We start from the raw sequence: 22,412 nt of genomic DNA, 5'->3' as shown, positions 1-22,412 counted from the left end.
TCATTCCGCGCGACGGGCGCGGGCGCGTCGTTTGCCCTCGTGCATCGCTTGCACCCGGGCGACCGGGATGGTGTGGCCTTCGGCGATCAGGTCCGCCGGGAGTTGTTGCGGCTCCGGCATTTCCGTCGACCACGGATCGGCGGCGGCGAGCAGGTCCGGCACGGTGCGCAGGGTGAAGTCCGCGGGCGTCACATCGTCGAGGTCCGACCAGTGCAGTGGAAACGACACGGTGACACCCGGACGGATGCGCGGGCTGTAGGCCGCCGCGACGGTGGCACCGCCCGCACGCGTGGCATCGAGGAACACCTTCCCGTGGCGGTCCTCACGGATGAAAGCCGTTGTCCCGACGGCAGGATCGATGCGCTCGGCCCGCGCGGCCACCGCCCGCGTCGCCGCGGCCGCGTCCTCCACGTCGATGCCGTCGACGACAGGTACGAAGACATGCAGCCCCTTGGACCCGCTCGTCTTCACCGCCCCCGCCAGCCCGTCGGCCGCCAGCGCCTCCCGGATCAGCCGGGCACCTGCCACCGCGTCGGCGAACGTCTGCCCCGGGGAAGGGTCGAGATCCAGTACGAGATGCGTTGGTGCCGGAGATGATTCGGCCAGGAACAACGTCGCGTGATACTCCACCGCCCGCTGATTCCCGAACCACAGCAGCGTCCGCAGGTCGTCACACAGCGCATAGGTGATCTCCCGCCGCGAACTCTCCGCCCACACCGTCGTGCGCCCCACCCACTCCGGCGTGTATTTCGGCAGATTCTTCTGCATGAACGGCTCCTGCCCCGGCCGCACCCGCACCACCGACAAGGGCCGCCCCCGCAGCACCTTCACCAGCCGTTCCCCCACCACCTCCAGGTACACGACCAGATCCCGTTTGGACGCCTCGGCACCGTCGAACAGCGGCTGATCGAGATTCGACATCTCGACCCCGCCCCACACCTCTTTACCGGCCATCGCTCCACCCTCCACCCCACCACCGACCAGGTCAACCACCACCTGCGCCACCGAGTCTCGCGAGCCGGAGCCGTGCATCGAGAAGAACGCTCCCATTCTCAGCATGAGTTGATGCACCGTCTGTACCTATTGGTATGTACAGTGGCTGGGTGAGTACCAGAGAGAGCCTGATCGAGAGCACTCGGTCGCTGTTGTGGGAACGCGGGTACGTCGGCACCAGCCCGAAGGCGATCCAGCAGCGGGCCGGGGCGGGGCAGGGCAGCATGTACCACCATTTCGCGGGCAAGGAGGATCTGGCGCTGGCCGCCATCCGCCGCAGCGCCGAGGAGTTACGGGCCGCCGCCGACGCCCAGCTGTCCGCCGACGGCACGGCTCACGCGCGGATCGAGGCGTTCCTGCGCCGTGAACGTGACGTGTTGCGGGGATGCCCGATCGGACGCCTCACCCAGGATCCCGACGTCATGTCGACCGCCGTGCTGCGCGAACCGGTGGAGGAGACTTTCGGCTGGCTACGAACCCGGCTCGCGCGGGTGCTCGAAGAAGGGCGGGATCGGGGCGAACTCGCGCTCGACCCACACACGACAGCCCAGACGATCGTCGCCGTCTTGCAGGGTGCCTACGTCCTCGCCCGTGCCGCCGACGATCCACAACGGTTCGACGACGCGATCACCGGAATCCTCGGCCTGCTCACACACAGCTCGATCGGAATGGAGTAACCCGCGTCATGCCTGTCCCGACCCCCGAAACCGGCACCGCCCCGGTCGTCCGCACGACCCTCCTCGACCAGGTGCTGCCGTCGCCACAAATTCTGCATCGCGTCGAAATCCGGCGCATCACCCTCGCCCCCGACTTCGCCGGTGGCCTCCACGTGCACAACGGACCGGTCTTCGGCAGCATCGAATCCGGCTCCGCCATATACCAAATCGACGGGGAAGAACCCACGATCCTGCGCCCCGGTGACGTGTTCTACGAGCCCGCACACGTTCGCATCGCCCGCTTCGACGCCCGCCACGACGGTGTCACCTTCCTCGGCTATTTCCTGCTCGAGGCCGACCAGGAAGCCGAGCTCGAGTTCCCGGGCTGACCGCGAACGCAACGAGAGGCCCCACGGCGGCGAGCGGGCCTTCTGCCGCCCGTTTTGGTCGATCGCCCGGTCGTCGGCTAAGGTATGTTCCGCGCGGTTCACGCTGGTGAATTGCTGTTCTGGCCCCGTCGTCTAGCGGCCTAGGACGCCGCCCTCTCAAGGCGGTAGCGCGGGTTCGAATCCCGTCGGGGCTACAGATGAGCTCCCCGGTCCACCGACCGGGGAGCTTTTTCGTGTCCGGAGACAAGGCTTCTCGTTCGCGTTGACATCGGCCCACGGGCCATTCGTACACTGTAGGAATGAAGCGCACCCTCTACACCGAGGACCATGAGGCCTTCCGTGCCTCGGTAGCCGAATTCGTCAAGCGGTCGATCGAACCGAAGGCCGAGAAGTTCATCGAACAGCGCGCGATCGATCGCGAAACCTGGTTGGCCGCAGGCGAACTGGGCTACCTCGGGCTCGGTGTCCCGGAGGAATTCGGCGGCAGCGACGCCGGTGACTACCGGTTCAACGCGGTGCTCGGCGAGGAACTGGCCAAGGCCGGTGCGGCGATCTCGTCGTCGTTCGGCATCCACTTCGACGTGTGCGCCCCCTACCTGGTCGAACTGACCACCGACGAGCAGAAGCGGCGCTGGCTGCCGAAGTTCTGCACGGGCGAGCTGATCACGGCCATCGGCATGACCGAGCCGTCGGGCGGTTCCGACCTCGCCGCGCTGAAGACCACCGCCGTGCGCGACGGCGACGACTGGATCATCAACGGCTCGAAGACCTTCATCACCAACGGCTTCAACGCCGACCTGGTGATCGTGGCCGCCCGGACCAGCCCGGAGAAGAAGGCCAAGGGCATCACCCTGTTCGTCGTGGAGAACGGCATGGACGGCTTCACCCGCGGCCGCAAACTCGACAAGGTCGGCCAGCCCGAATCCGACACCGCCGAGCTGTTCTTCGACAACGTGCGCGTCCCCGACGCCAACCGCCTGGGTGAGCTCGACCGCGGCTTCATCACCATGATGCAGATGCTGCCCCAGGAACGCATCGGCGCGGCCGCCTCCAATATCGCCCACGCGGCGGCGATCCTGGACGAGACCCTCGAATACGCCAAGGAGCGCAAGGCTTTCGGGCAGCAGATCGGCAGCTTCCAGTACAACAAATTCCTGTTCGCCGAGCTGGTCACCAAGGTGGAGGTCACGCAGGCCTTCATCGACCAGTGTCTCGCCGTGCACACCACCGGTGAGCTGTCGGCCGTCGACGCCGCCAAGGCCAAATGGTGGTCGGCGCAGGTGCAGAACGACGTGCTCGACGCCTGCGTGCAGCTGCACGGCGGCTACGGCTACATGCGCGAATACCGGGTGGCGCGGGCCTGGATGGACGCCAGGGTCACCAAGATCTGGGCGGGCTCGAACGAGATCATGAAGGAACTGATCGGCCGCGATCTGGGTCTGTGAAGTAGAGCGTCGCGCCCGGTGAAGCGATCCACCGGGCGCGACGCGACGCCGGTCAGTTCAGGATGATCGGCAACGCGGCCAGATCGTTCTGGGTCAGCACCGGCAGGTTGCCGAGCTCGCTGTCGGGCACGGCCAGGCGCAGATTCGGGAAGCGGGCGAACAGCGCGGGCAGCGCGATCGCCGCCTCGAGCCGCGACAGTGCCGCACCGGGGCAGATGTGCGGGCCGTAGCCGAAGGCGAGGTGGCGGTTGGCCGTCGAGCGGGTCACGTCGAATTCGTCGGCGGTCTCACCGTGCACGGCGAAGTCGCGGCCGACGGCACGGTAGGACATCACCACACCCTCGCCCTTCTCGATGACGGTCTCGCCCACGGTGATGTCCTCGGTGGCGAACCGCATCAGCAGGTGCGAGACGGGCCCGTCCCAGCGCAGCGACTCCTCGATGACCTGCTTCCAGTCCACTTCCCCGGCAACGACTTTCGCCAGCTGATCCGGTTCGTTGAGCAGCGCGCGCACGGTGTTGACGATGAGGCTCACGGTGGTCTCGTGCCCGGCGGCGACGAGGGCCTTGATATTGCCGATCGCCTCCTCCTCGGTGAGCGCCTCGCCACCCTCGTCGGCAACCACGAACGCCGAGGTGAGGTCGTCGCCCGGGTCGGCGATCTTCTTGCGCACCTGGTCGGTGAAGTACACGTCGAGCTCGCCGATCACGCGCAGGCGCTCGTCCTGCGGGGTCATCACGGAGAAGAACTTCTTGTACCAGTCGAGCAGCTGGGCGTGGTCCTCGCGGGCGACGCCCATCAGGTCGCCGACCACGCGCATGGGCAGCGGGTAGGCGAACACCTGCTTGAGGTCAACCGGGGTGCCGTCGGCACCGGCCGCGGCGAGGTCGTCGAGGAGTTCGGCGGTGAGCGCTTCGATCCGCGGGCGCAGCTCCTCGAGCCGACGCGGGGCCAGCGCCTGCGCGGTCTTGAGCCGCAGCCTGCGGTGTTCGGCGCCGTCGACACTGAACATCGAGCGGTCGACGTCGACCATCCCGATCAGCGGCCACTGGTTGCCCACGACACCGTCGGCGAACAGTTTCCAGGCGTTGATGTCCTTGACCAGGCGGGTGTCGGTGGTCAGCTGACGGGCCAGGGCGTGGTCGGTGACGGTCCACACGGTCACACCCATCAGGTCGATCCGGGTGATCGGCCCCGCGTCACGTAGTCGGGCGGTCTCCCCCGCGAGATCACCGACCATGGGGTCGATGGCGATAGGGCATTGCGAACTCACGAGAAACCTCCGACGGGTCGAACAGGGGTGAAACGAACGGGCAGTGCTTGCATGCCCCGAAGGAAAGCCGAAGGTCGCCGGGTGAGCTGGTCGGCCGGAACCGCCAGGTCGACATCGGGGAGCCGGTCGAGCAGCACCTCGATCCCGGTTCGCGCGATGATCTCGGCGATCTGCTGCGCCGGGTACGGGCAGCGGTATTCGCCGTAGCTGAACGCGAAGTGCGCGTTGTTGCCGGTGGGCACGGTGTCGCCGTCGGAGAACGACTGGCGCACATGCGGATCGAGGTTCGCAGCGGCCAAGCCGAGCAGCAGCATGTCCCCGGCGCGGATGGTGCGGTCGCCAAGGCGCGTATCGCGGGCGGCCCAGCGACCCGCCAGGATGGAGGTCGGCCCCTCTTCCCAGAGCACCTCGTTCATGGCCTGGCCGACGCTGCGCCTGCCGCCACCGAGCGCGGCGGCGAAGCGTTCGTCGGTGAGCATCAGCCGCATGGAGCTGCCGAGCCAGTCGGCGGTGGTGAGGTGGCCCGCGGCGGCGATCGCCATCAGGTCGTTGATGTATTCCTCGTCGGTGAACGGCTCGGGATCGGCCAGCATCAGCGACGTGAGGTCACCGCCGGGGCGCGCCTTCTTGGCGGCGACGAGGCGGGCCATGTGCTCGGCGAAACGCATGTGCCCGGCCTGGGCGTCGGCGCCGCCGTCGGCGAGGGTCTTCATGGTCAGCGCCAGGTCGGCGGCATCGGCGTCGGGCAGGCCGAGGATGCGGCCGAGCGCGAGCACGGGCAGCGGTTCGGCGAATTCGGCGACCAGATCGGCGGTGCCACGCCCACAGAACCGGTCGACCAGTTGATCGGCCAGTTCCTCACAGGCACGGCGCAATTCGAAGTGATCCACCGCGTCGAGAGCGGGTTCGACCATGGCCAGGTGGCGGCGGTGTTCGGCACCGGCGGTGAAGTAGATCGACGGCATCGGCCGCCCGACCATCGGCAGCAGCGGCCAGTCCTCGGGCACCCGCCCCCACTGGTTCCACAGCGACACATCGCGCGGGAACAGCACCGGATCGCTGGTCACCTGGTGCAGTTCGCGGTACCCGATCACCAGCCAGGCGGGGAAACCGCCGGGCAGTTCGACGGCGACGACCGGGCCGTGTTCGCGGCGCATCCGCCGGTACACCTCGTGCGGTTCGATATGGAACTCGGGACCGCTCAGCGGGACGGCGCCGGTGACCGGGCAAGCCCCTGCCGGTGTGCTCATGAGACGGTCTCCCCCTGTGGGACAACAGAATACAGGTGCTCGATCAGGGCGATGAGTACCTGTTTGCTCGATTCACGCGAGCGGGCGTCACACATCAGCAGCGGGACCGCCGGGTCAAGATCGAGCGCGTCGCGCACCGCCTCGGGGGCATGTGATTCACCGAAGTCGTTGCAGGCGACCACGAATGGTGTGCCCTGGTGTTCGAGGCGGTCGATGGCGTACCAGGAGTCGGCGATGCGGCGCTGATCGACGAGCACGATCGCACCGAGCGCACCGGCGAACAACCGGTCCCAGAGGAACCAGAACCGTTGCTGCCCAGGGGCGCCGAACAGATACAGGACGTGCTCGTCGTCGATGCTGATGCGGCCGAAGTCGAAGGCGACGGTGGTGGTCGACTTGCCAGGCACGCCGCTCGCGTCGTCGACGCCGACACCCACATCGGTCATCGTCGCCTCGGTGTCGAGGGGGCGGATCTCGCTCACCGAACGGACCAATGTCGTTTTGCCGACACCGAATCCGCCGATGATGACGATTTTCAACCCGTGCCGCGCCGTGCTGTGCAGCGGCGCCCGTGACCGCTCGGGTACGTCTTCAGAGCCTGCGAAGTCCAACGAGCACCTTCTCGAGGGTGGAAAGATCCAGATTCATCGCCGCCGACAGCGGTGGCCTGATGGTGATCTTGCCCGCGGCGAGCAGATCCGACAGCACAACCGTCGCTACACCCACCGGCAGCCGCAGTTCGGCCGCGATCTCCACCACGGCGGTCGGCGCCCGGCACAGCTCGAGGATCGCGACCTGTTCAGAGGTCATGCCCGCGTTCGGCGCCGACTCGCTGACCACGAGGGTGACCAGGTCGAAGTCGTCGTCGGCGGGCATCCGGCCGCCGGTGAGGGTGTAGAACCGGTCGGGATCGTCGTCGCGGCCGAGCATTACGGCGTCCCCCGGCGCGGCTGGGCGGCGAGGTGTTCGCCGAGCTGCTCGACCAGTTCGTGCATGGTGTGCCCGACCAGGCCCGCGTCGGCGTCCTCGGCGGCGATCACCGCTAAGTGCGCGCCGAGCCCGGCCTCGACCACGAACAGGATGCCGCCGTAGAACTCGGTCATCGACTGGCGGACTCCGCCTCGCCCGTCACCGAATTCGACGGAGGCCCCGTGCGCGAGGCTTTGGAAACCGGCGGCGATCGCGGCGAGCTGGTCGGCGCGGTCGGTGTCGAGTTCCGGGGTGTGGCAGATCTTGAGTCCGTCACCCGAGAGCAGCAGGGCGTGGCGGGTGCGTGGGGTGCGGGCGAGCAGTTTCTCGAGCAACCAGCCGAGATTGGTCGCGGCGGTGGTGGTCATCGGTCCTCCTGGGGGTCTGGTGCAGAGGCGGCGCTGCCTGTGCGCGGCTCGGTGCGGGCAGAACGTTGGAAGGCGCCGAGTGCCGAGGGTTTCGCCGGCGTCACCTGGGTGGGCGCGGGCGTGGTGAGGCCTTCGGGATGGACCTGCGCGAGCGTGCTGCCGCGACGGCGCTTGGGCAACGCGGGGGTGGTCGCCGCGGGCAAGTGGGCGGCCTCACCGGCGGGTGGTGACACCTGGCGGGCGATGGCGTCGGCCCAGCCGAGGTCGCCGTTCTCGGTGTGCGGTGCCGGGCGCGGGGTCGGTGCGTCGAACTGGCCGAGGTTGGTGAGCTGGATGCCGCCGGTGTCGGCACGCTGCGCGGTGGGCGCGGCGTGGCGGCCCGTGTCGCGGCCCCGGCGTTCGGCGCGGGCGGTGAGTTCGCGCGGGACGACGACGACCACCGCCGTGCCACCGATGGCCGAGGGCCGGTACGACACGGTGAGATCGTGTTTGCGCGCGAGGTTTCCGACCACGGCGAGCCCGAGCCGGGTGCCCGAGAGGGAGGCCAGGTCGGCGCCCTTGCCCTTGTGGTCGCGTCCGCTCACGGCGGCCTCGGCGCGGCGCAGCGCCGATTCGCTCATCACCAGACCGCTGTCCTCGATGGTGATGACAACGCCCGCGGGCACTTCCGCCGCGTAGACATGCACCTCGGTGGTCGGCGGGGAGAAGTTGCAGGCGTTGTCGAGCAGTTCGGCCAGCGCGTGCATCACGCCTTCGGCGGCGTGTCCGGCGATACCGACCTCGGCCACCGCGCGCAGTCGCACACGCTGGTATCCGGCCACTCGGCCCATCGCGCCACGCAGGATCGATTCCATCGCAATGGGTTTGGCCCAGCGTCGGCCGGTGCGGGCGCCGCTGAGGACCGCGATGCTGTCGGCGAGGCGGCCGGTCTGGGCGGTGCGGTGGTCGATGTGGAGCAGGTCGGTGAGCACGCGTGGGTCGGCGTGACGGTGCTCCATCTCGCGCAGTTCGGCGAGCATGCTGGTGGTCATGGCCTGGATACGGCTGGCGGCACCGGCGAACGCCGCGAGCGCGGCGGCACCGCGACGCGAGTTCTCCTGCGCTTCCCAGGCGTAGGCGGAGCTGTGTTCCTCGGCCTTCGCGATGCGCTGCGTCGCCTCGGCGACGGTGGCCGCCAACTGCTGTTCGGCGCGCTGAGCGGCGGCGGCGGAGAGGTCGGCTTTCGCGGTTTGGCGCAGCGCGACGAAAACCGCCGGACAGGCGATCAGCGCCGTGACCAACGCCCCGACCAGCACGGGAATGCCGATGAGAGGGGGCGCGAAAACCACGGTAAGCGCGGCGATCACCACGATGACCACTGCGGCGCTCAGCACCACATACCCCGCCGGTCCCGCTGTCGTGCGGTCCCCCGTCGCGTGCGTCACCGGCCCGACTTCCGCAGTAACCACAGGCCCCCAACCACCAATCCTCGAGCCAAACATGCAGCAAGGCAGCCCGTTTCGATAACGGGGCGAGCATATCGAGCCCTCGTCCCAACTGCCACTCGAGCAGTCAGGGTTCACCGGTTGTTGACCCGGTGGTCTCTTCCCGCGCTGGTGACAGCCTCGCCGCCGTCGAGCATCACAGCACGCCCGCGCCTGCTATGGCCGCCGCCATAGCACCGTAGCCGAGGTCGTTGGGGTGCAGATGATCTCCGCTGTCGAACTGTTGCGCCAGTCTGCTCCGGTCGTCCGGCGCGGCCAGCGCACGGTCCAGATCCACCACCGCGTCGAAGGCGTTGCCGGTGCGTATCCAGGTGTTCACCTGAGCTCGCAGGTCGTCCTTGCCCGGCGAGTAGTACACCGAACCACCGAACGGCAGCAGCGTCGCGCCGATGACGCGCACGCCCGCCGCGTGGGCCGCGCCGATCAGCTCGCGATAGCCCGCGATGAGCTGGTCGGCCGAAACATCCGGGGACAAGACACCATCGGGGCCGGTGGTCCCGGCCAAGCCGATGTCGTTGATGCCGATGAGCACGATCACGGTGTCGACGCCGGGCTGTTCGAGGACGTCGCGGCGGAAGCGGAGGCGGGCACTGTCCCCGAGCACGGTCGAGTCGGTGAGCAGCCGGTTGCCGCTGATACCCGCGTTGACGACCGCGTGCGGTCCGGTGCCCGGGTGGCGGGCGAGCTGGTCCGGGTAGCGCTGGTCGGTGTCGACAGTCGAGCGGTAGCCGTCGGTGATGGAATCGCCGAAGGCGACGGTGACCTCCCGTTCCGCGCCGATCGCGTCGATGCCCGTCAGGTAGTACCAGGATCGGGAGGTCTCGGTGAAGGGCGTCGCGGTCGGTTCGGCCGCGTGGTCGCCCGCGGCACGGAAGCTGGTCGTGGCAGCTTGCGCGTGCTGGGTCGCCGGGCCGGTCGGACGGGCGAAGTAGAGCGTGACGGTGACCGCCTCCCCGGCGGCGACCGGGAGGGGGATCGGGTCGCTCGCCGCCTCGGTGCCCGGGTCGAGATCGAAGGTGGTCGAGCTGTCCATTGTCAGCGGGCGCACCGACTCCGGTACCACCGCGGCACCGCCTGCGCCGCGAGCCACCGTGGCACCCGCGACGGCCAACGGTTCGGTGCCGTAGCGATTCGACAGCCGGACCCGGACCTGCGGGCCGCCGTCCGTCACGCGGACGACCTGGCGGACGGTCACGTCGGCGAAGCCGTCGGCCGACCAGTTCTGGGTCGCCGGATGCTGGGCGGCTGCCGCCCACACGCTCGACCACTCGGGTGCCGGCTCACGCGTGCCACAGGCGACCAGCACCAGGGCGGTCACCGACGCGAGGAAGGCCACCGCCCGGCGTGTGGGATTGTTCATCCGAGCGACCAGGTCATGCCGAATTCGCCCAGTGCGTCGAGGAATTCGACCGGGCCGAACAGTTCGGCCGGTGACTGCGCGCCCGGTTTCGCGCCCGCGCCGATGCGGGTCGCTACCGCCACCGCGAGCTGGGCACTGTTGCGGTACGTATCGGGCCCACTTCCGATACCGCGCAGTGTTTTTCCGTCGCGGTGGATGTCGACCACCATCGAGTAGGGAGCCGGGGCGGAGGGTGTTTCGGGCGCGCGTTCCAGGTCGGCCTCGGTGACGGTGCCGACCATCGCGAAGATCTCCTTCGCCAGTACACCTTCCACCGAAGCGGCCGCGGTATGGCATGGGATCGTCACCACGGCCGGCTGCGGGAACTTCACCACCGCGACAGGGTCGGTGGCGCCGGGCAGGAGCAGCGTGTCCCGGCGCGGCTGGGGACCGGTGCGGAATTCACCGTCGGACCAGGAAAGACCACCACTGGTGAAGGCGTCCAGATTGCGCAGCACCGTGCGCATACTGCCACGTGAACCCTCACCACCGGGCGCGACGACATGGCTGAGCACGATCTCGTCGGCACCGCCGAGCCGTCGCGCGCCGAGGTTGGCGAGCAGGTCACCGAACACGCCCGCCTCCGTGACGGCCGTGACCAGGGTGACGCCCGCGGCCTCGGCGAGCGGCCCGTACTCGTCGAACACCTTGCGGGCGAACAGTTGTTCGCCCGCGACATCCACATAGCTCGCGCCAGCGGCGACGGCGGCGCGCAGTACGCCCTCGCCGGTTCCGGTGTAGTCGGGCAGGGTGCTGATGACCAGGTCGACCCCGGTGAAGGCGGCGAGCAGCGCGGAGTGATCGTCGGCCGCGGCGACCCGGACAGGTACGCCGAAGTCCTTCAGCCGCTGGGCGTTACGTCCCACGACGACGGTGTCGATTCCACGGCGAGCCAATTCCGCCACCGCGAAACGGCCGACGTGTCCACTTGCCCCGTACACGGCGATCTTCATGTCCTGCTCCTTGTTCATTCGGTTGATGAACTCAGCGTATGAGCAGATGTCAGGACGTGAAATCATCCAGCGTCCGCAGATGATATCCAATCGTCTTCGACGGTATTGTCATCGGTTATGGATCTGCTCAGCGATGTGCTGGCCACCGCGCGCACCGGTGACCCGGCGTCAGGGATGTTCGTGCGGCACGCGCCGTGGGGCCGCAGGTATCCGCTGATGGAAGGTGCCGGTTTCCATGTCGTCCTGCAGGGTTCGTGCTGGCTCACCAGGGCGGGGGCCGAACCCATCGCGCTCGGTACGGGGGACGCGGTGCTGATGCCGCGGGGGGTCGCGCACGGTCTGGTCGATCAGCTCACCAGCACGTTCACCGAGACCGCGGGACCCGACGACGTCCGCGTGGTCGACGGCCCCGGCGCCGCTTCCACCCTGCTGTGTGGGTCGTATCACCTCGCCGCCGATCGCACCCATCCATTGCTGGCGGAACTGCCCGAGGTGGTGCACATTCCGGCCCGGCTCGGCACGCACGCGTCGTTGCGCGCCGCCGTCGACCTGCTCGCCGCCGAACTCACCGACGCCCGCCCCGGTGCCGACGCGGCCGTCCCACCGCTGCTCGACCTGCTCCTGCTCTATCTGTTGCGCGCCTGGCTCGCCGAGAGCGCCACCCACGACACCGCACGGTGGTCGGTGGCGTTCACCGACCCCGAACTGTCGCGTGCGCTACGGGCCGTGCACGACGACCCCGGTCACAACTGGACCGTCGAATCGCTCGGCGCCCGTGCGGGTTTGAGCCGGGCCGCGTTCGCCAAACGATTCACCACCCTGCTCGGCGAACCGCCACTGGCCTATCTCACCCGCTGGCGGATGCTCACCGCCGCCCGGCTCCTGCGCGAGACCGATCACCCGTTGGCCACCATCGCCGGGCGCACCGGCTACAGCTCCGAGTACGCCTTCGGCAAAGCCTTCAAACGTGAATACGGTGTGGCCCCCGGCCGGTACCGCGCAGGGTGATCAGTCGAGCACCGCGGTCGCCTCGACCTCGACGAGCAGGTCGGGTTCGCCCAGTGCGGCCACGCCGATCAGGGTGATCGGTTTGACCGGGTCGACCCCCATTTTCGCGGCCGCGCGACTCACTCCTTCGCCCAGCAGCGGATATTTGTCGGCACTCCAGTCGACGACGTAGATCGTCAGCTTCGCGACGTCGTCGAAGGATCCGCCGATCGCGGTCATCGCGGTGCCGACATTCAGGTAGGCCTGTTCCACCTGGGCGGCGAAATCGCCCGCGCCGACCGGGTTTCCGGCGGCGTCGCGGGCCACTTGCCCGGCCAGGAAGACCAGGCGTGAGCCGGTCGCGATCGACACCTGTCGGTACACATCAGGCTTGGGCAGCCCGTCCGGATTGATCAGTTCCACGGTCATGTTCGCTCCCATCGTCGGTGCCATAACCATAACGCTGTTATGTAATGTGGCGCCATGGGTAGAACGCGAAATCCGGCGGTGCGGTCGATGCTGATCGAGCGGGCGGCGCAGATGGTCGCGGCTCGTGAACCGGTGACGCTGCGCGGGCTCGTCGCCGGGACCGAGGTGTCGACGATGGCCGTGTACACCTATTTCGACGGGATCGACGGGTTGTGGCGGGCGGTGCGGCAGGAGGGGTTCACCCGGTTGGCCGCGCGCCTCGCCCACGTCCCCGACACCGGCGATCCCGTGCGCGACCTGGCCGCGCTCGGCAGCGCCTACCTCGCCAACGCACTGGCCGAACCCGATCTGTACCGGGTGATGTTCGACGCCGGTTTCGAACTCGAGGACGCGCCGGCCGCCGATGCGACCTTGGAGCGGCTGGTGACGGCCGTGGCGAGTGCCCGCGACCTCGGCCGCTTCCGGGCCGAGGTCGACGCCCTCGAACTGGCGACGCAGAGCTGGGTGATCGGGCACGGGCTGGCCGCGCTGGTGGCGACCGGCCCGTTGCCCGCCGAGGCGCTCGACCACGGCATCCCGATGCTCACCGCCTTGTTCGTCGGAGCAGGCGACGAACCGCAGCTGTGCGCCCGTTCCGTTCGGGCGGGGTGGCGGATCAATTGAGCTGGGCGACAGCCGCTTTCGTCGCCTCGGCCAGGAGTTCGTTGGACGGTTCGGCGTCCTGCTCGGATTTCGTCGACAGGACCGCGAGTACCAGGGGCGGGCGGTTCGGGGGCCAGGCGATGGCCACGTCGAGGGCCGAACCGTAGGCGGGGCTGCCCGTTTTGTCGCCGACAGTCCAGTCGGCGGGCAGACCGGCCTTGATGCGTTTGCCGCCGGTGGTGTTGGCCTTGAGCCAGTCGGCGAGCTGGGTGCGCTCGGGCTCGGCAAGGACATCGCCGAGGACGAGGGCGCGGTAGTCGGCGGCCAGGGCGGCGGGGGTGGTGGTGTCGCGTTCGTCGCCGGGGATGGCGGTGTTGAGTTCGGTTTCCCAGCGGTCCAGGCGGGTCACGTTGTCACCGAGGGTGCGCAGGAACGCCGTGAAACCCGCCGGGCCGCCGAGCAAGCGGAGCACCAGGTTGCCCGCCGTGTTGTCGGAGAGCGTGATGGTGGCATGGCAGAGGGCCGCCACGGTCATGCCGGTGTCGACGTGCTTCTCGGTTTCGGGTGAGTACTCCACCAGGTCGGCGGCGGTGTAGTGGATGACCTGATCGAAGTAGCCGGTCGAGAGTGGATGCGCCTGCAGGAGGGCGCCACAGGCCAGGCCCTTGAAGGTGGAGGCGATGGGGAAACGTTCGTCGGCCCGGTAGGCGACGGTGGCGCCGGTTCCGGTGTCGGTGACCGAGAGACCCAGTCGCGCACTGTATTTCGATTCCAATGCGGCGTACTGGGTGGTGTCGGTGGACGCGGTGCCCGGCGCGGCCGAGGTTTCGCTCGGGGCCGCGGGTTCGGAGGAGCACGCGGTGAAGGTCAGCGTGGCGACCGCGAGTGCGGCGGCCGCGAGGCGTCTGCGGATCGGGTGCTCGGTAGCGGAGGAAATCACCGTTGCACCACACCATCGCGGGCGGGGCGCGGCCAATACCGGATGCCGTCGGCGGCGAGTCGTGATCGATATCGCCGCAGTTCACGTGCGGTATCCGAGGCGATGCGCTGGGCACTTCGTCCGGTTCGGGCGAGTCGTTGCGTGACCGCTGGTTCAATGGCCCCATGGACCTGCTGCGCCACCTCCGGTTCTTCGTCGCCGTCGCGGACGAGGGCCATTTCGGGCGGGCGGCAGCGGCACTCGACATGACCCAACCACCGCTGTCCCAGGGTTTGCGGCGCCTGGAACAGCACCTCGACATCGAGCTCGTCCACCGGACCACCCAGGGCGCCGTGCTCACCCCGGCGGGCAGGCAGTTGCTGCCGCGCGCCCGGCTGCTCGTCGACGACGCCGATCGCCTGCTCGCCGAATCGCGGCGCATCGCCCAGCTCAGCGGCACCACCCGGTTCGCGGCGACCACCGCGCTGCCGGACCGGGTGGTCACCGCCTGCGTCACCGCGTTGCGGCCCGCGGACGGGACGGTGTCGACCACGATCGGCAGCACCGTCGACCTCGTCGCCGACGTGCGCTCGGGCATCTGCGATGTCGCGGTGATCGAACACCCGGCCCTGGTCGACGGCGTCGAAGCGGGGCCCGTCGTGAAACTCCCCCGCTGGCTGGTCGTTCCCGCCGGTCACCGCACCACCACCACCGAACGCCCCACGTTCCCCATGCTCACCGGCCTGCACTTCGCCCATCCACCGCGTCCGGCCAACCCACCCGCGTACGACGCGCTCCTGGATCTCCTGCGTGAACGCGGCCTCGACACTCCGTCGCTGCCCGCTCCCGACGACCGCGCTGTGCTGGCAGCGGTAGCCGCCGGAACCAGCTTCGGTCTCACCACCACCCCACCCACTCCCACGCCGGGCGTCGCATGGTTGACATTGGCGCCGCATTCGGTTGCGTTGCGGGTCAGGGTGATTCGGCGTACTGATACGCGCGGGCAGGCGGACGTGCTGGATCGCGTGCTGTACCGGGAGCGGTTGCGGTGACGGTGCGAATCACCCGTCTGTGCGTGATGAGGTGTATGCGAGCAGGTGTTTTGTGTGCTGATCGATATGGCACGACCGGCGCACAGGCCGAGTTCACACCGGTCGAGAGGCGGAACGCGCAGATCGAGTCACCGTCGCCTCGGTCGCGAGGGGTGCGTGCGGAGCACGGCGCCGGGACGACCACGGCCGGGCGAGGCCACCGAAGCGCGGACGATCCTCGCGGCGGAAGACCGGTGCACAGAGTGCGTCGCGTGACTGTTCGGAGCGCGCGGTGAGCCGGTCGTTCGACATGCTGCGTGCGGAGCCGGGGCTCGTGGCTGCCGATCGGGCTGCCCCGACGGCCGAGGACAGGATCCGGGCGGTGTTCGCGGATGCCGGGTGCAGTGGGTGGCTGCATGCGCGGCGGTGTGACGGTTCGGCGGCGGAGATCTCGGTAGGTGGGCGGGATCGGGTGGTGATGGCGTCGGTGTACAAGTTGCTGTTGTGCGTGGCGTTCTATCGCGAAGTGGACCACGGGCGCATCGATCCGGCGGGCAGGCTCACCATCGATCCCGCCGACTGCACCCCGGGCCCGACCGGTATTGCCGCACTGCGCGATCCGATCACGCTGAGCCGTCGCGATCTGGTCGCCTCGATGATGACGGTGTCCGACAACGCGGCCGCCGACGTTCTTCTCGGTGAACTCGGGCTGGCCGCCGTCACCGACATGGCCGTCGAACTCGGCCTCACCGAAACCCGCGTCGTCGGCGGCACCGCCGATCAGCACCGAAGTCTGGTGCGCGACACCGACACCCACAGCACCGCTGAGGCGTTCGCGGCGCTGGCGGACAACGACGAGGCGTGGACGGTGTCGGCCTACGATCCCGCCTACGCCAGCGCGACCACTCCCGAGGAGATGACGCGTCTGCTGTGGCGTCTCTGGTCGGGCGGCGTGTTGTCGACGGAGAGCACGGAATTCGTACGCGCGGTCATGCGCAACCAGATCTGGCCGCACCGTGTCGCTGCCGGTTTCCCACATCGCGGTGTCGTGGTCGCGGGCAAGACCGGCACCGTCGGCATCATCCGCAACGAGGTCGCGGTCGTCGAATTCCCCGGCGAAATTCCGGTCGCCGTCGCGGTCTTCACCCGCGCCGCTCGCGCCGACCCCGCCCTCCCCGTCGTCGATGCCGCCATCGGCGAGGCCGCTCGCATCGCCGTCACCGAACTCCGCCGCCCCACCCCCTGACCCCCTCCTGGACAAACGATCACCACGCTCTGGTGGCGTTCGGCTCTCGCGTGATGCCGCCATCAGAGCGTGGTGATCTCGAAGTGACTGGGTGCGAGCCGGTTCGACGGCCTAGCATCGTCATTCGTGGGTGGAGATTCCGGCTTCGGCCGAGCGAAAATTGGTGGGATCGTGGCGGGGGCGCTCGGTTTGTTGCTGGCGGTTCTCGTCCCGCTGCTTCCCGTGCAGCAACAGCGCGCGAGCCTGGATTGGCCGCAGGACAAGTCGCTACAGGTCAGCGCACCGCTCGTGGACTACGTGCCGCTGAGCCTCGATTTACGCATCCCCTGCACCGCCCTACAAGGTCTCACCGGCGGAACCGTCCTGTCCACCGTCCCACCCCAAGCTCCCCGAGCAGGCTCCAAGGGCCTGGTCGCCCGCATCGAGGACCGCCCCGACCAGGGCCGCACGCTGTCGATGGTGTTGCGTGACCGCCTGTTGCTGAGCGTCCCCCTCACCAGCCTCCCGACCGATCCCGCAGCGCCTGGGGTTGGGGGAGCACCCTTGCCTTCGACGCCTGCCGCACCCTTGGGGGCGCCATCGGGAGCACCGTCAGGAGCGCCATCGGCAGCACCAGCGGGAGCGCCATCGGCAGCACCGCCGGCAGCACCGTCAGGAGCGCCATCGGGAGCACCCTCGGCAGCACCGTTGGGAGCGCCATCGGCAGCACCAGCGGGAGCACCTCCGGCAGCACCGTCAGGAGCACCCTCGGCAGCACCAGCGGGAGCACCTCCGGCAGCACCGTCAGGAGCACCCTCGCCAGCACCAGCGGGAGCACCCGCGAGCAGCACACCATCGGCAGTGCCTGAGAGTGGTGCGCCAGGCGCGGCAAACGGCGGCTGTGCGCTTGTCGTCTTCTCCGATGCGGGGCGCACCAGTGCCGAGATCGTCGGAGTGGCGGCGCGCGACGGCGCGGTGACGCGGACGGCTGTGCAGGGGGATGTGCGGCCGCAGGTTGTCGGTGTGTTCACCGAACTCGATCGGGGGCGGCTCGGTGATGCGCGGTTGCATGCCGAGATCGATGCGCGGTTCTCGTCGAGCCCGAGTGGGTGGAAGCTGGCGGCGATCATCGGTGCGGTGCTGTGCACGCTGGTGTCGCTGATCTGCTTGCACCGCAGTGACGTTCGGGACGGCAGGCGCACCCGCCGGCTACTTCCGATGGGCTGGTGGCGGTTCCGCGCTGTCGACGCGACCGTGGCGGGCGTGCTGGTCGTGTGGCATGTGATCGGGGCGAACAGTTCCGACGACGGGTACATCCTCACGATGGCCCGGTCCGCGCGCGAGGCCGGGTATACGGCCAACTACTACCGGTGGTTCCAGGTGGCGGAGGCGCCGTTCGGCTGGCCGTATGAGGTGCTCGCGTGGATGAGCAGGGTCAGCGAGGCAGGCGTGTGGATGCGGTTGCCCGCATTGCTCGCCGGACTCGTCTGCTGGTTGGTACTCAGCCGGGAAGTTTTGCCCCGCTTGGGCATTACCGCGAACCGCTGGGCGGTGTGGACCGGTGCACTGGTGTTCCTCTCGATCTGGCTGCCGTACAACAACGGTCTGCGTCCGGAACCCTTGATCGCCGTCGGGGTGCTGGTCACCTGGTGCTCGATGGAGCGGGCGGTGGCGACCCGGCGTCTGCTGCCTGCCGCCATCGCCGTGCTCGTCGCGGCCTTCTCGTTGGCCGCCGGTCCCACCGGATTGATCTGCACGGCAGCGCTTCTGGCCGCTTCACGTCCGGTTCTACGCACCATCGTCGCCCGCTCCGGCTCCACTCCGAGCGGATACGCGACCCTGCTCGCACCGATCGCCGCCGCCGGAACACTCGTTCTGGTTGTGGTCTTCGCCGACCAGACCTTGGCGACCGTTCTCGAAGCCACCCGCGTCCGCCAGCTCGTCGGCCCCGACATGTCCTGGTTCGAGGAACGCACCCGCTGGGACACCCTGCTGTCGGTGAACCCCGACGGTTCCCTCGCCCGCCGCTTCGGCATCCTCGCCATGCTGCTGTGCCTGATCATCGGTGTCCTCACCACCTTGCGCCACGGGCGCGTCCCCCGCACCGCCCGCGGACCGGTAACCCGCCTGCTCACAGTGGTTTTCATGGCACTACTGCTGATGATGTTCACCCCCACCAAGTGGACCCACCACTTCGGCGTGTACGCGGGCCTGGCCGCCGCCCTCGCCGCCGTCACCGCAGTCGCCCTGAGCCGCAAGATCATTCACGCCGCCTACATCCGCACCCTCTTCACCGCAGCGGTCCTGTTCCTCCTCGCGGTAAGCCTCACCGGCTCCAACGGCTGGTGGTACGTCTCCGGCTACGGCGTCCCCTGGCCCGACCGCGCCCCCACCCTCGGCAGCGTAAGCCTGTCCACCCTCGCCCTAACCGCCACCGCCGCAACCCTCCTCCTCGCGCTTTACCAGTACTACCGCGAACCCCGCCCGCGCGAGGGCGGCACCCAGACACCCGCTGGCGACCACCACAGCCAACCGCGCACCTCGGAGTGCGAGACCCGGCGAGACTCCGCCGAGCATGACAGCGCCCTTGCCGATTCCCAGCGCGACGACCATTCGCTGTCACCCGGGCATGACGGCCAGCAGACGGTGGACTATCCGCGCATATCCGAGCGCGACAACCCAGTGGTCAACAAGCATGGCGCACCACTTCTCGACGACGAGAACGACGGTGAGCCTCGAACAACGGAGACCGATAGAAGGTTGCCGTTTGCTGGGAAGTGGGCTGCGGCTGGTCGTTTCAAGGTCGCTCCGGTTGCGCCGCTGACTCTCGTAGCGGCAGCGCTGGTGCTGTTCGAGGTGGGTTCGCTTGCCTCGGCGGCGATCTCGCAATACCCCGCCTACTCGGTCGGCCTGTCCAACCTGCGTGCCCTCACCGGCAACCCCTGCGCCATGGCCGACGACGTCCTGGTCGAAACCAACACCGCCGACTCCCTGCTCACCCCGTACACCGGCACCATCGCCGACAGCCTCGCCGCCGAGAACACCGGCTTCACCCCGAACGGCGTGGGCAGCCTCGCCCCGGACCCCGGCCCCGGCCAGTCGTCCGCACCACCCTCCGGCTCCGGTCCCGGCGGCGGAGCGCCAGGTAGCGGCCCCGGCGGCGCACCGAGCGGTCCGAATGGCGGGGCAGCAGGTTCCCCACAAGGTGGACCCAGCGGTGGAGGACCTGGCGCCCCCATCGGCTCGGCACCTAGTGGCAGCGCAGGGGGCCCCGGCGCCGGCCAGAGTGGCGCCGCACCCGGCGGTCCAACTGGTGCCGCCCCCAGCGGCCAGAATGGTGCGGCGACCGGTCCAGCGCCAGGTGGTTCGGCAACCGGTGCCGGCGCAGGGCCCAGCAGCGGCGGCCCGAGTGGCAGCACGCCCGCCGGGCCGAATGGAGCCACGGCCGGTCCTCCGCAAGGAAGCCCCAGCGGAGGAGGACCCGGTGGCGGCCCCAGCGGCCCAGCACCTGGAAGTCCAGCACCCAGCAGCGCGCCTGGTGGCGGCCCAGGGCCCAGCAGCTCTGGCCCGACCGGCGCCGCACCCGGCGGACAGAATGGCGCCATCCCCGGTGGGCAGCCGAGTGGCAACGAAACACCGCGCGGGGCGAACGGCAGCCCGGCGGGCCCTCCCGGCGGGCCGAGCGATGGGCCAAGCGCTGCCGCAGGACCTGGCAATGGCGCACCAGCCGGTGTCAACGGGAGTACCGTGGCGCTTCCGTTCGGGCTTGCTCCGGAGCGGACGCCGGTGCTCGGAAGTTACGCCGTGGGTGAGCCTCGCGCCGGCAAGTTGGTCACCCAGTGGTTCCGGATGGATCTGGCAGCGGTGCAGCGTGATCCGGCTTATCGGGTGCTGATCCTCACCGTTGCCGGACGCATCGAAGGAGTGGGGCCTGATGGGGCGCCGATGCCAGGACAGCGGCTCCGCGTGGAGTTCGGTCGGGAGGCCGGGGGAACGTTCTCGCTGTTGGGCGAGGCAACCCCGCCGAGTGTGGGCGGCGCACCGGGGTGGCGGAATCTTCCAGTCTCTCTGGATGGAATTCCATTGGGCACCAACGCTGTTCGCCTCGTCACGGAGGGGGACCCCGATCCGATGCAGTGGGTGGCACTCACCCCACCACGCCTGCCGAAACTGACAACGCTGAACACGATGGTCGGCGAAGAGAACCCGGTACTCGCGGATTGGCATGTGGGACTGGCCTTCCCCTGCCAGCGCCCCTTCGATCATCGAGCAGGCGTGGCGGAGATGCCGATCTGGCGCATCCTCCCCGACAAACTCAACGCCCAGGTCTCCGAAACCTGGCAGGGCGACACCGGCGGCGGCCCCCTCGGCTGGACCGGCGTGCTCATGAAATCGCAAACCATCCCGTCCTACCTGGCCGACGACTGGACCCGCGACTGGGGCGAACTCCAACGCCTCACCCGCCTGATCACCGCACCCCCCGCCGAGATCACCATCGACACCGAACCCACCTGGGGCTGGTCGACCGCCGCACCGATCAGAACCAACTGACCGCAAACGCAACCAGCCGAAACGACAACCGCCGCTGTCCAGAAGGGCAGCGGCGGTCGGGTTGTGGGAGAAACTACTTCGGCGGTGCACCACCGGCCGGCGGCTCCGCGCCGGGAGCACCCGGGGGCGCGGCAGCGGCGGGTGGCTTGGCGCCGGCGGGCAGGGGCTTGCCGATGTGGGGTGCCATGTCCGGCATCAAACGGATCGCCACCTGCTCCCAGGTGCCCCAGTTGTGGATACCGATGTCGGGGAAGTCGTAGCTCACGTTGGTGTAACCCAGTGCGGTGAGGCGCTTTTCGAAGGAACGGGTGTTGGCGAGGGCGATCGCTTCCAGCGGCATGCCCTGGGTGATCGCGTCGATGGACGACAGATCCTGATCGGCGGGCTTGGCGCTACCGGCGGAGATGTAGAGGCGGGTGTTGTTCGCGATCAGCTTCTCGGCGAAGCCGTAGGGGTCCATCCGCCGCCACTTCTCGCTCCCCGCGGGCGCCATCGCCTCGATGTTGTACCCGCCGCTGGCGATCATGGCCGCACCGAGCGCCTCCCGCATACCGGGCATCGACATGTGCAGGTACCCCGACAGCGAGCCCGCATAGCTGAACTGCTGCGGGTAGTAGGCCGCCATCAACAGCGCCGCACTGCCACCACTGGACAGCCCGAGCACACCGTTGCGCGTGGAACTGAACCCCAACCGCGACTTCAAAGCCTCGGGCAGCGTCTTGGTGATGAAGGTTTCCCACTGGTAGGCGGTGGTTTTGCCCTGGGTGTCCTCCCAGCCGCCGATGGCCGAGCCGGAGTCGGCGCTCGGCAGCATCGACCCGTCGGGGTTCACCCCGTTGAAGCTGCTCGGCTGCTCCCAGTCGGCGTAGAAGCTGGACTGCCCGCCGACCGGCATCACCACATTGATGTTGAACTTCGCCATCTGCGCCGGGATGGAGGTGTGCTTCTCCCAGCCGTTGAGGTCGTTCTCGGCGCGTTCACCGTCGAGCAGGTACACCACCCGGTCGGTGTTGCCGTCGGCCGCGCGCACGATGCGCGTGTTGATGGTGCCCATCGACGACTCGACCGCGAAGTCGATCGCATTCGGATCGGCGTCGGCACCCGCCGGAACCGCCGTCCCGAACGGCAGCAACACTGCCGCCGTGACCCCGATCAGGGTCCGCCGGACCCGCCCGGATCGGCGCGCAGGCGCCCCTCCCCCGTTTACGCCACGCATGATCGACCTTTCGCTGACGCGGCCACGCCGCTCCCCACACGACCCGCCCCCACGGCGATGTCCTGCCGCGCAGCATAGCGCGCCCGGCTGCCACCGGCACATACCGAATTACGGTGCGACGCAGCCACCTTCACCGGCCTGGGCTTTCGGCCCGGCACCGGCGGCGTTGCGGGCGCTAGGCTGGTGGAGAAATTCGTGCCGCGACCCCGGCGGCCCCTGCAGAACGGGACCCC

At 69.0% G+C, this 22,412-nt stretch carries 21 protein-coding genes, 1 tRNA gene and 1 pseudogene; 10 read left to right on the top strand and 13 right to left on the bottom strand.

Annotation, left to right across the window (positions count from 1 at the left end; genetic code table 11):
* Positions 1–954 (bottom strand): ATP-dependent DNA ligase, encoded by a 954-nt coding sequence (locus AB0I19_RS27640; protein ID WP_357152651.1) that lies wholly within the window; start codon positions 952–954, stop codon positions 1–3.
* Between the two features lie 149 nt (positions 955–1,103).
* Between AB0I19_RS27640 and AB0I19_RS27635 the strand changes: the two genes are divergently transcribed.
* The 4 genes from AB0I19_RS27635 to AB0I19_RS27620 all read left to right on the top strand — a co-directional run bounded on the left by AB0I19_RS27635 (position 1,104) and on the right by AB0I19_RS27620 (position 3,483).
* Positions 1,104–1,670: a TetR/AcrR family transcriptional regulator gene (locus tag AB0I19_RS27635; protein ID WP_357152623.1), complete on the top strand. Its 567-nt coding sequence runs from the start codon at positions 1,104–1,106 to the stop codon at positions 1,668–1,670.
* 8 nt (positions 1,671–1,678) lie between these two features.
* Positions 1,679–2,038 (top strand): cupin domain-containing protein, encoded by a 360-nt coding sequence (locus tag AB0I19_RS27630; protein WP_357152621.1) that lies wholly within the window; start codon positions 1,679–1,681, stop codon positions 2,036–2,038.
* A 121-nt stretch (positions 2,039–2,159) separates the two neighbouring features.
* Positions 2,160–2,232: transfer RNA gene (locus AB0I19_RS27625), tRNA-Glu, on the top strand.
* Positions 2,233–2,337: 105 nt separating this feature from the next.
* The gene (locus AB0I19_RS27620) at positions 2,338–3,483 is read left to right on the top strand and encodes an acyl-CoA dehydrogenase family protein (protein WP_357152619.1); all 1,146 of its coding nucleotides are present in this window, start codon (positions 2,338–2,340) and stop codon (positions 3,481–3,483) included.
* Between the two features lie 52 nt (positions 3,484–3,535).
* Here the strand turns inward: AB0I19_RS27620 and AB0I19_RS27615 are convergent, their stop codons facing one another.
* The 8 genes from AB0I19_RS27615 to AB0I19_RS27580 form a co-directional block, all read right to left on the bottom strand.
* Complete coding sequence (locus tag AB0I19_RS27615) at positions 3,536–4,756, bottom strand: cytochrome P450 (protein ID WP_357152616.1); 1,221 nt, start codon at positions 4,754–4,756, stop codon at positions 3,536–3,538.
* Positions 4,753–6,006: a cytochrome P450 gene (locus AB0I19_RS27610; RefSeq protein ID WP_357152614.1), complete on the bottom strand. Its 1,254-nt coding sequence runs from the start codon at positions 6,004–6,006 to the stop codon at positions 4,753–4,755. The genes AB0I19_RS27615 and AB0I19_RS27610 overlap by 4 nt, the downstream gene beginning before the upstream one ends.
* On the bottom strand, positions 6,003–6,545 hold the full coding sequence (locus AB0I19_RS27605) for an ATP/GTP-binding protein (protein WP_357152612.1): 543 nt from the start codon (positions 6,543–6,545) through the stop codon (positions 6,003–6,005). Before AB0I19_RS27605 ends, AB0I19_RS27610 begins: the two co-directional genes overlap by 4 nt.
* A gap of 52 nt (positions 6,546–6,597) precedes the next feature.
* The gene (locus AB0I19_RS27600) at positions 6,598–6,936 is read right to left on the bottom strand and encodes a DUF742 domain-containing protein (protein WP_067491839.1); all 339 of its coding nucleotides are present in this window, start codon (positions 6,934–6,936) and stop codon (positions 6,598–6,600) included.
* Complete coding sequence (locus AB0I19_RS27595; protein ID WP_067491837.1) at positions 6,936–7,343, bottom strand: roadblock/LC7 domain-containing protein; 408 nt, start codon at positions 7,341–7,343, stop codon at positions 6,936–6,938. Before AB0I19_RS27595 ends, AB0I19_RS27600 begins: the two co-directional genes overlap by 1 nt.
* Entirely contained in the window at positions 7,340–8,791 is a 1,452-nt protein-coding gene (locus AB0I19_RS27590; protein WP_357152609.1) for an ATP-binding protein, read from the bottom strand. Before AB0I19_RS27590 ends, AB0I19_RS27595 begins: the two co-directional genes overlap by 4 nt.
* Before the next feature lie 172 nt (positions 8,792–8,963).
* Complete coding sequence (locus AB0I19_RS27585; protein WP_357152607.1) at positions 8,964–10,187, bottom strand: SGNH/GDSL hydrolase family protein; 1,224 nt, start codon at positions 10,185–10,187, stop codon at positions 8,964–8,966.
* The gene (locus AB0I19_RS27580; protein WP_357152604.1) at positions 10,184–11,179 is read right to left on the bottom strand and encodes a saccharopine dehydrogenase NADP-binding domain-containing protein; all 996 of its coding nucleotides are present in this window, start codon (positions 11,177–11,179) and stop codon (positions 10,184–10,186) included. Before AB0I19_RS27580 ends, AB0I19_RS27585 begins: the two co-directional genes overlap by 4 nt.
* Before the next feature lie 117 nt (positions 11,180–11,296).
* On the opposite strand from AB0I19_RS27580, the gene AB0I19_RS27575 reads away from it, so the two are divergent.
* Positions 11,297–12,187 (top strand): AraC family transcriptional regulator, encoded by an 891-nt coding sequence (locus AB0I19_RS27575; protein WP_067637116.1) that lies wholly within the window; start codon positions 11,297–11,299, stop codon positions 12,185–12,187.
* Here the strand turns inward: AB0I19_RS27575 and AB0I19_RS27570 are convergent, their stop codons facing one another.
* Positions 12,188–12,595 carry a RidA family protein gene (locus AB0I19_RS27570; protein ID WP_357152602.1) on the bottom strand — a complete coding sequence of 136 codons (408 nt, stop codon included), beginning with the start codon at positions 12,593–12,595 and terminating at the stop codon, positions 12,188–12,190.
* 54 nt (positions 12,596–12,649) lie between these two features.
* Between AB0I19_RS27570 and AB0I19_RS27565 the strand changes: the two genes are divergently transcribed.
* Positions 12,650–13,258: a TetR-like C-terminal domain-containing protein gene (locus AB0I19_RS27565; RefSeq protein ID WP_357152600.1), complete on the top strand. Its 609-nt coding sequence runs from the start codon at positions 12,650–12,652 to the stop codon at positions 13,256–13,258.
* Here the strand turns inward: AB0I19_RS27565 and bla are convergent.
* Complete coding sequence (bla, locus tag AB0I19_RS27560) at positions 13,251–14,177, bottom strand: class A beta-lactamase (protein ID WP_357152598.1); 927 nt, start codon at positions 14,175–14,177, stop codon at positions 13,251–13,253. The two genes, AB0I19_RS27565 and bla, sit on opposite strands and share 8 nt — an antisense overlap.
* Positions 14,178–14,341: 164 nt before the next feature.
* Here bla and AB0I19_RS27555 point away from each other — a divergent pair, with 164 nt between their 5' ends.
* From AB0I19_RS27555 to AB0I19_RS27545, 3 genes and pseudogenes are all read left to right on the top strand, one after another.
* Positions 14,342–15,208, top strand: coding sequence for a LysR family transcriptional regulator (locus AB0I19_RS27555; RefSeq protein ID WP_357152595.1), 867 nt, complete (start codon positions 14,342–14,344; stop codon positions 15,206–15,208).
* A gap of 289 nt (positions 15,209–15,497) precedes the next feature.
* Complete coding sequence (locus AB0I19_RS27550) at positions 15,498–16,433, top strand: serine hydrolase (protein ID WP_357152648.1); 936 nt, start codon at positions 15,498–15,500, stop codon at positions 16,431–16,433.
* A gap of 126 nt (positions 16,434–16,559) precedes the next feature.
* Positions 16,560–16,877 (top strand): annotated as a pseudogene (locus AB0I19_RS27545) (hypothetical protein); the annotation flags it as partial.
* A gap of 49 nt (positions 16,878–16,926) precedes the next feature.
* Here AB0I19_RS27545 and AB0I19_RS27540 read toward each other — a convergent pair.
* Positions 16,927–17,268, bottom strand: coding sequence for a hypothetical protein (locus AB0I19_RS27540; protein WP_357152653.1), 342 nt, complete (start codon positions 17,266–17,268; stop codon positions 16,927–16,929).
* A 5-nt stretch (positions 17,269–17,273) separates the two neighbouring features.
* Between AB0I19_RS27540 and AB0I19_RS27535 the strand changes: the two genes are divergently transcribed.
* Positions 17,274–20,963: an arabinosyltransferase domain-containing protein gene (locus AB0I19_RS27535; RefSeq protein ID WP_357152645.1), complete on the top strand. Its 3,690-nt coding sequence runs from the start codon at positions 17,274–17,276 to the stop codon at positions 20,961–20,963.
* A gap of 73 nt (positions 20,964–21,036) precedes the next feature.
* Here the strand turns inward: AB0I19_RS27535 and AB0I19_RS27530 are convergent, their stop codons facing one another.
* Positions 21,037–22,179 (bottom strand): alpha/beta hydrolase family protein, encoded by a 1,143-nt coding sequence (locus tag AB0I19_RS27530; protein ID WP_357152592.1) that lies wholly within the window; start codon positions 22,177–22,179, stop codon positions 21,037–21,039.
* Positions 22,180–22,412: the final 233 nt, after the last annotated feature.

Source organism: Nocardia sp. NPDC050413 (assembly GCF_040655475.1).
Lineage (GTDB): Bacteria > Actinomycetota > Actinomycetes > Mycobacteriales > Mycobacteriaceae > Nocardia > Nocardia coubleae.
This window is presented reverse-complemented; position numbering and strand designations above follow the sequence as displayed.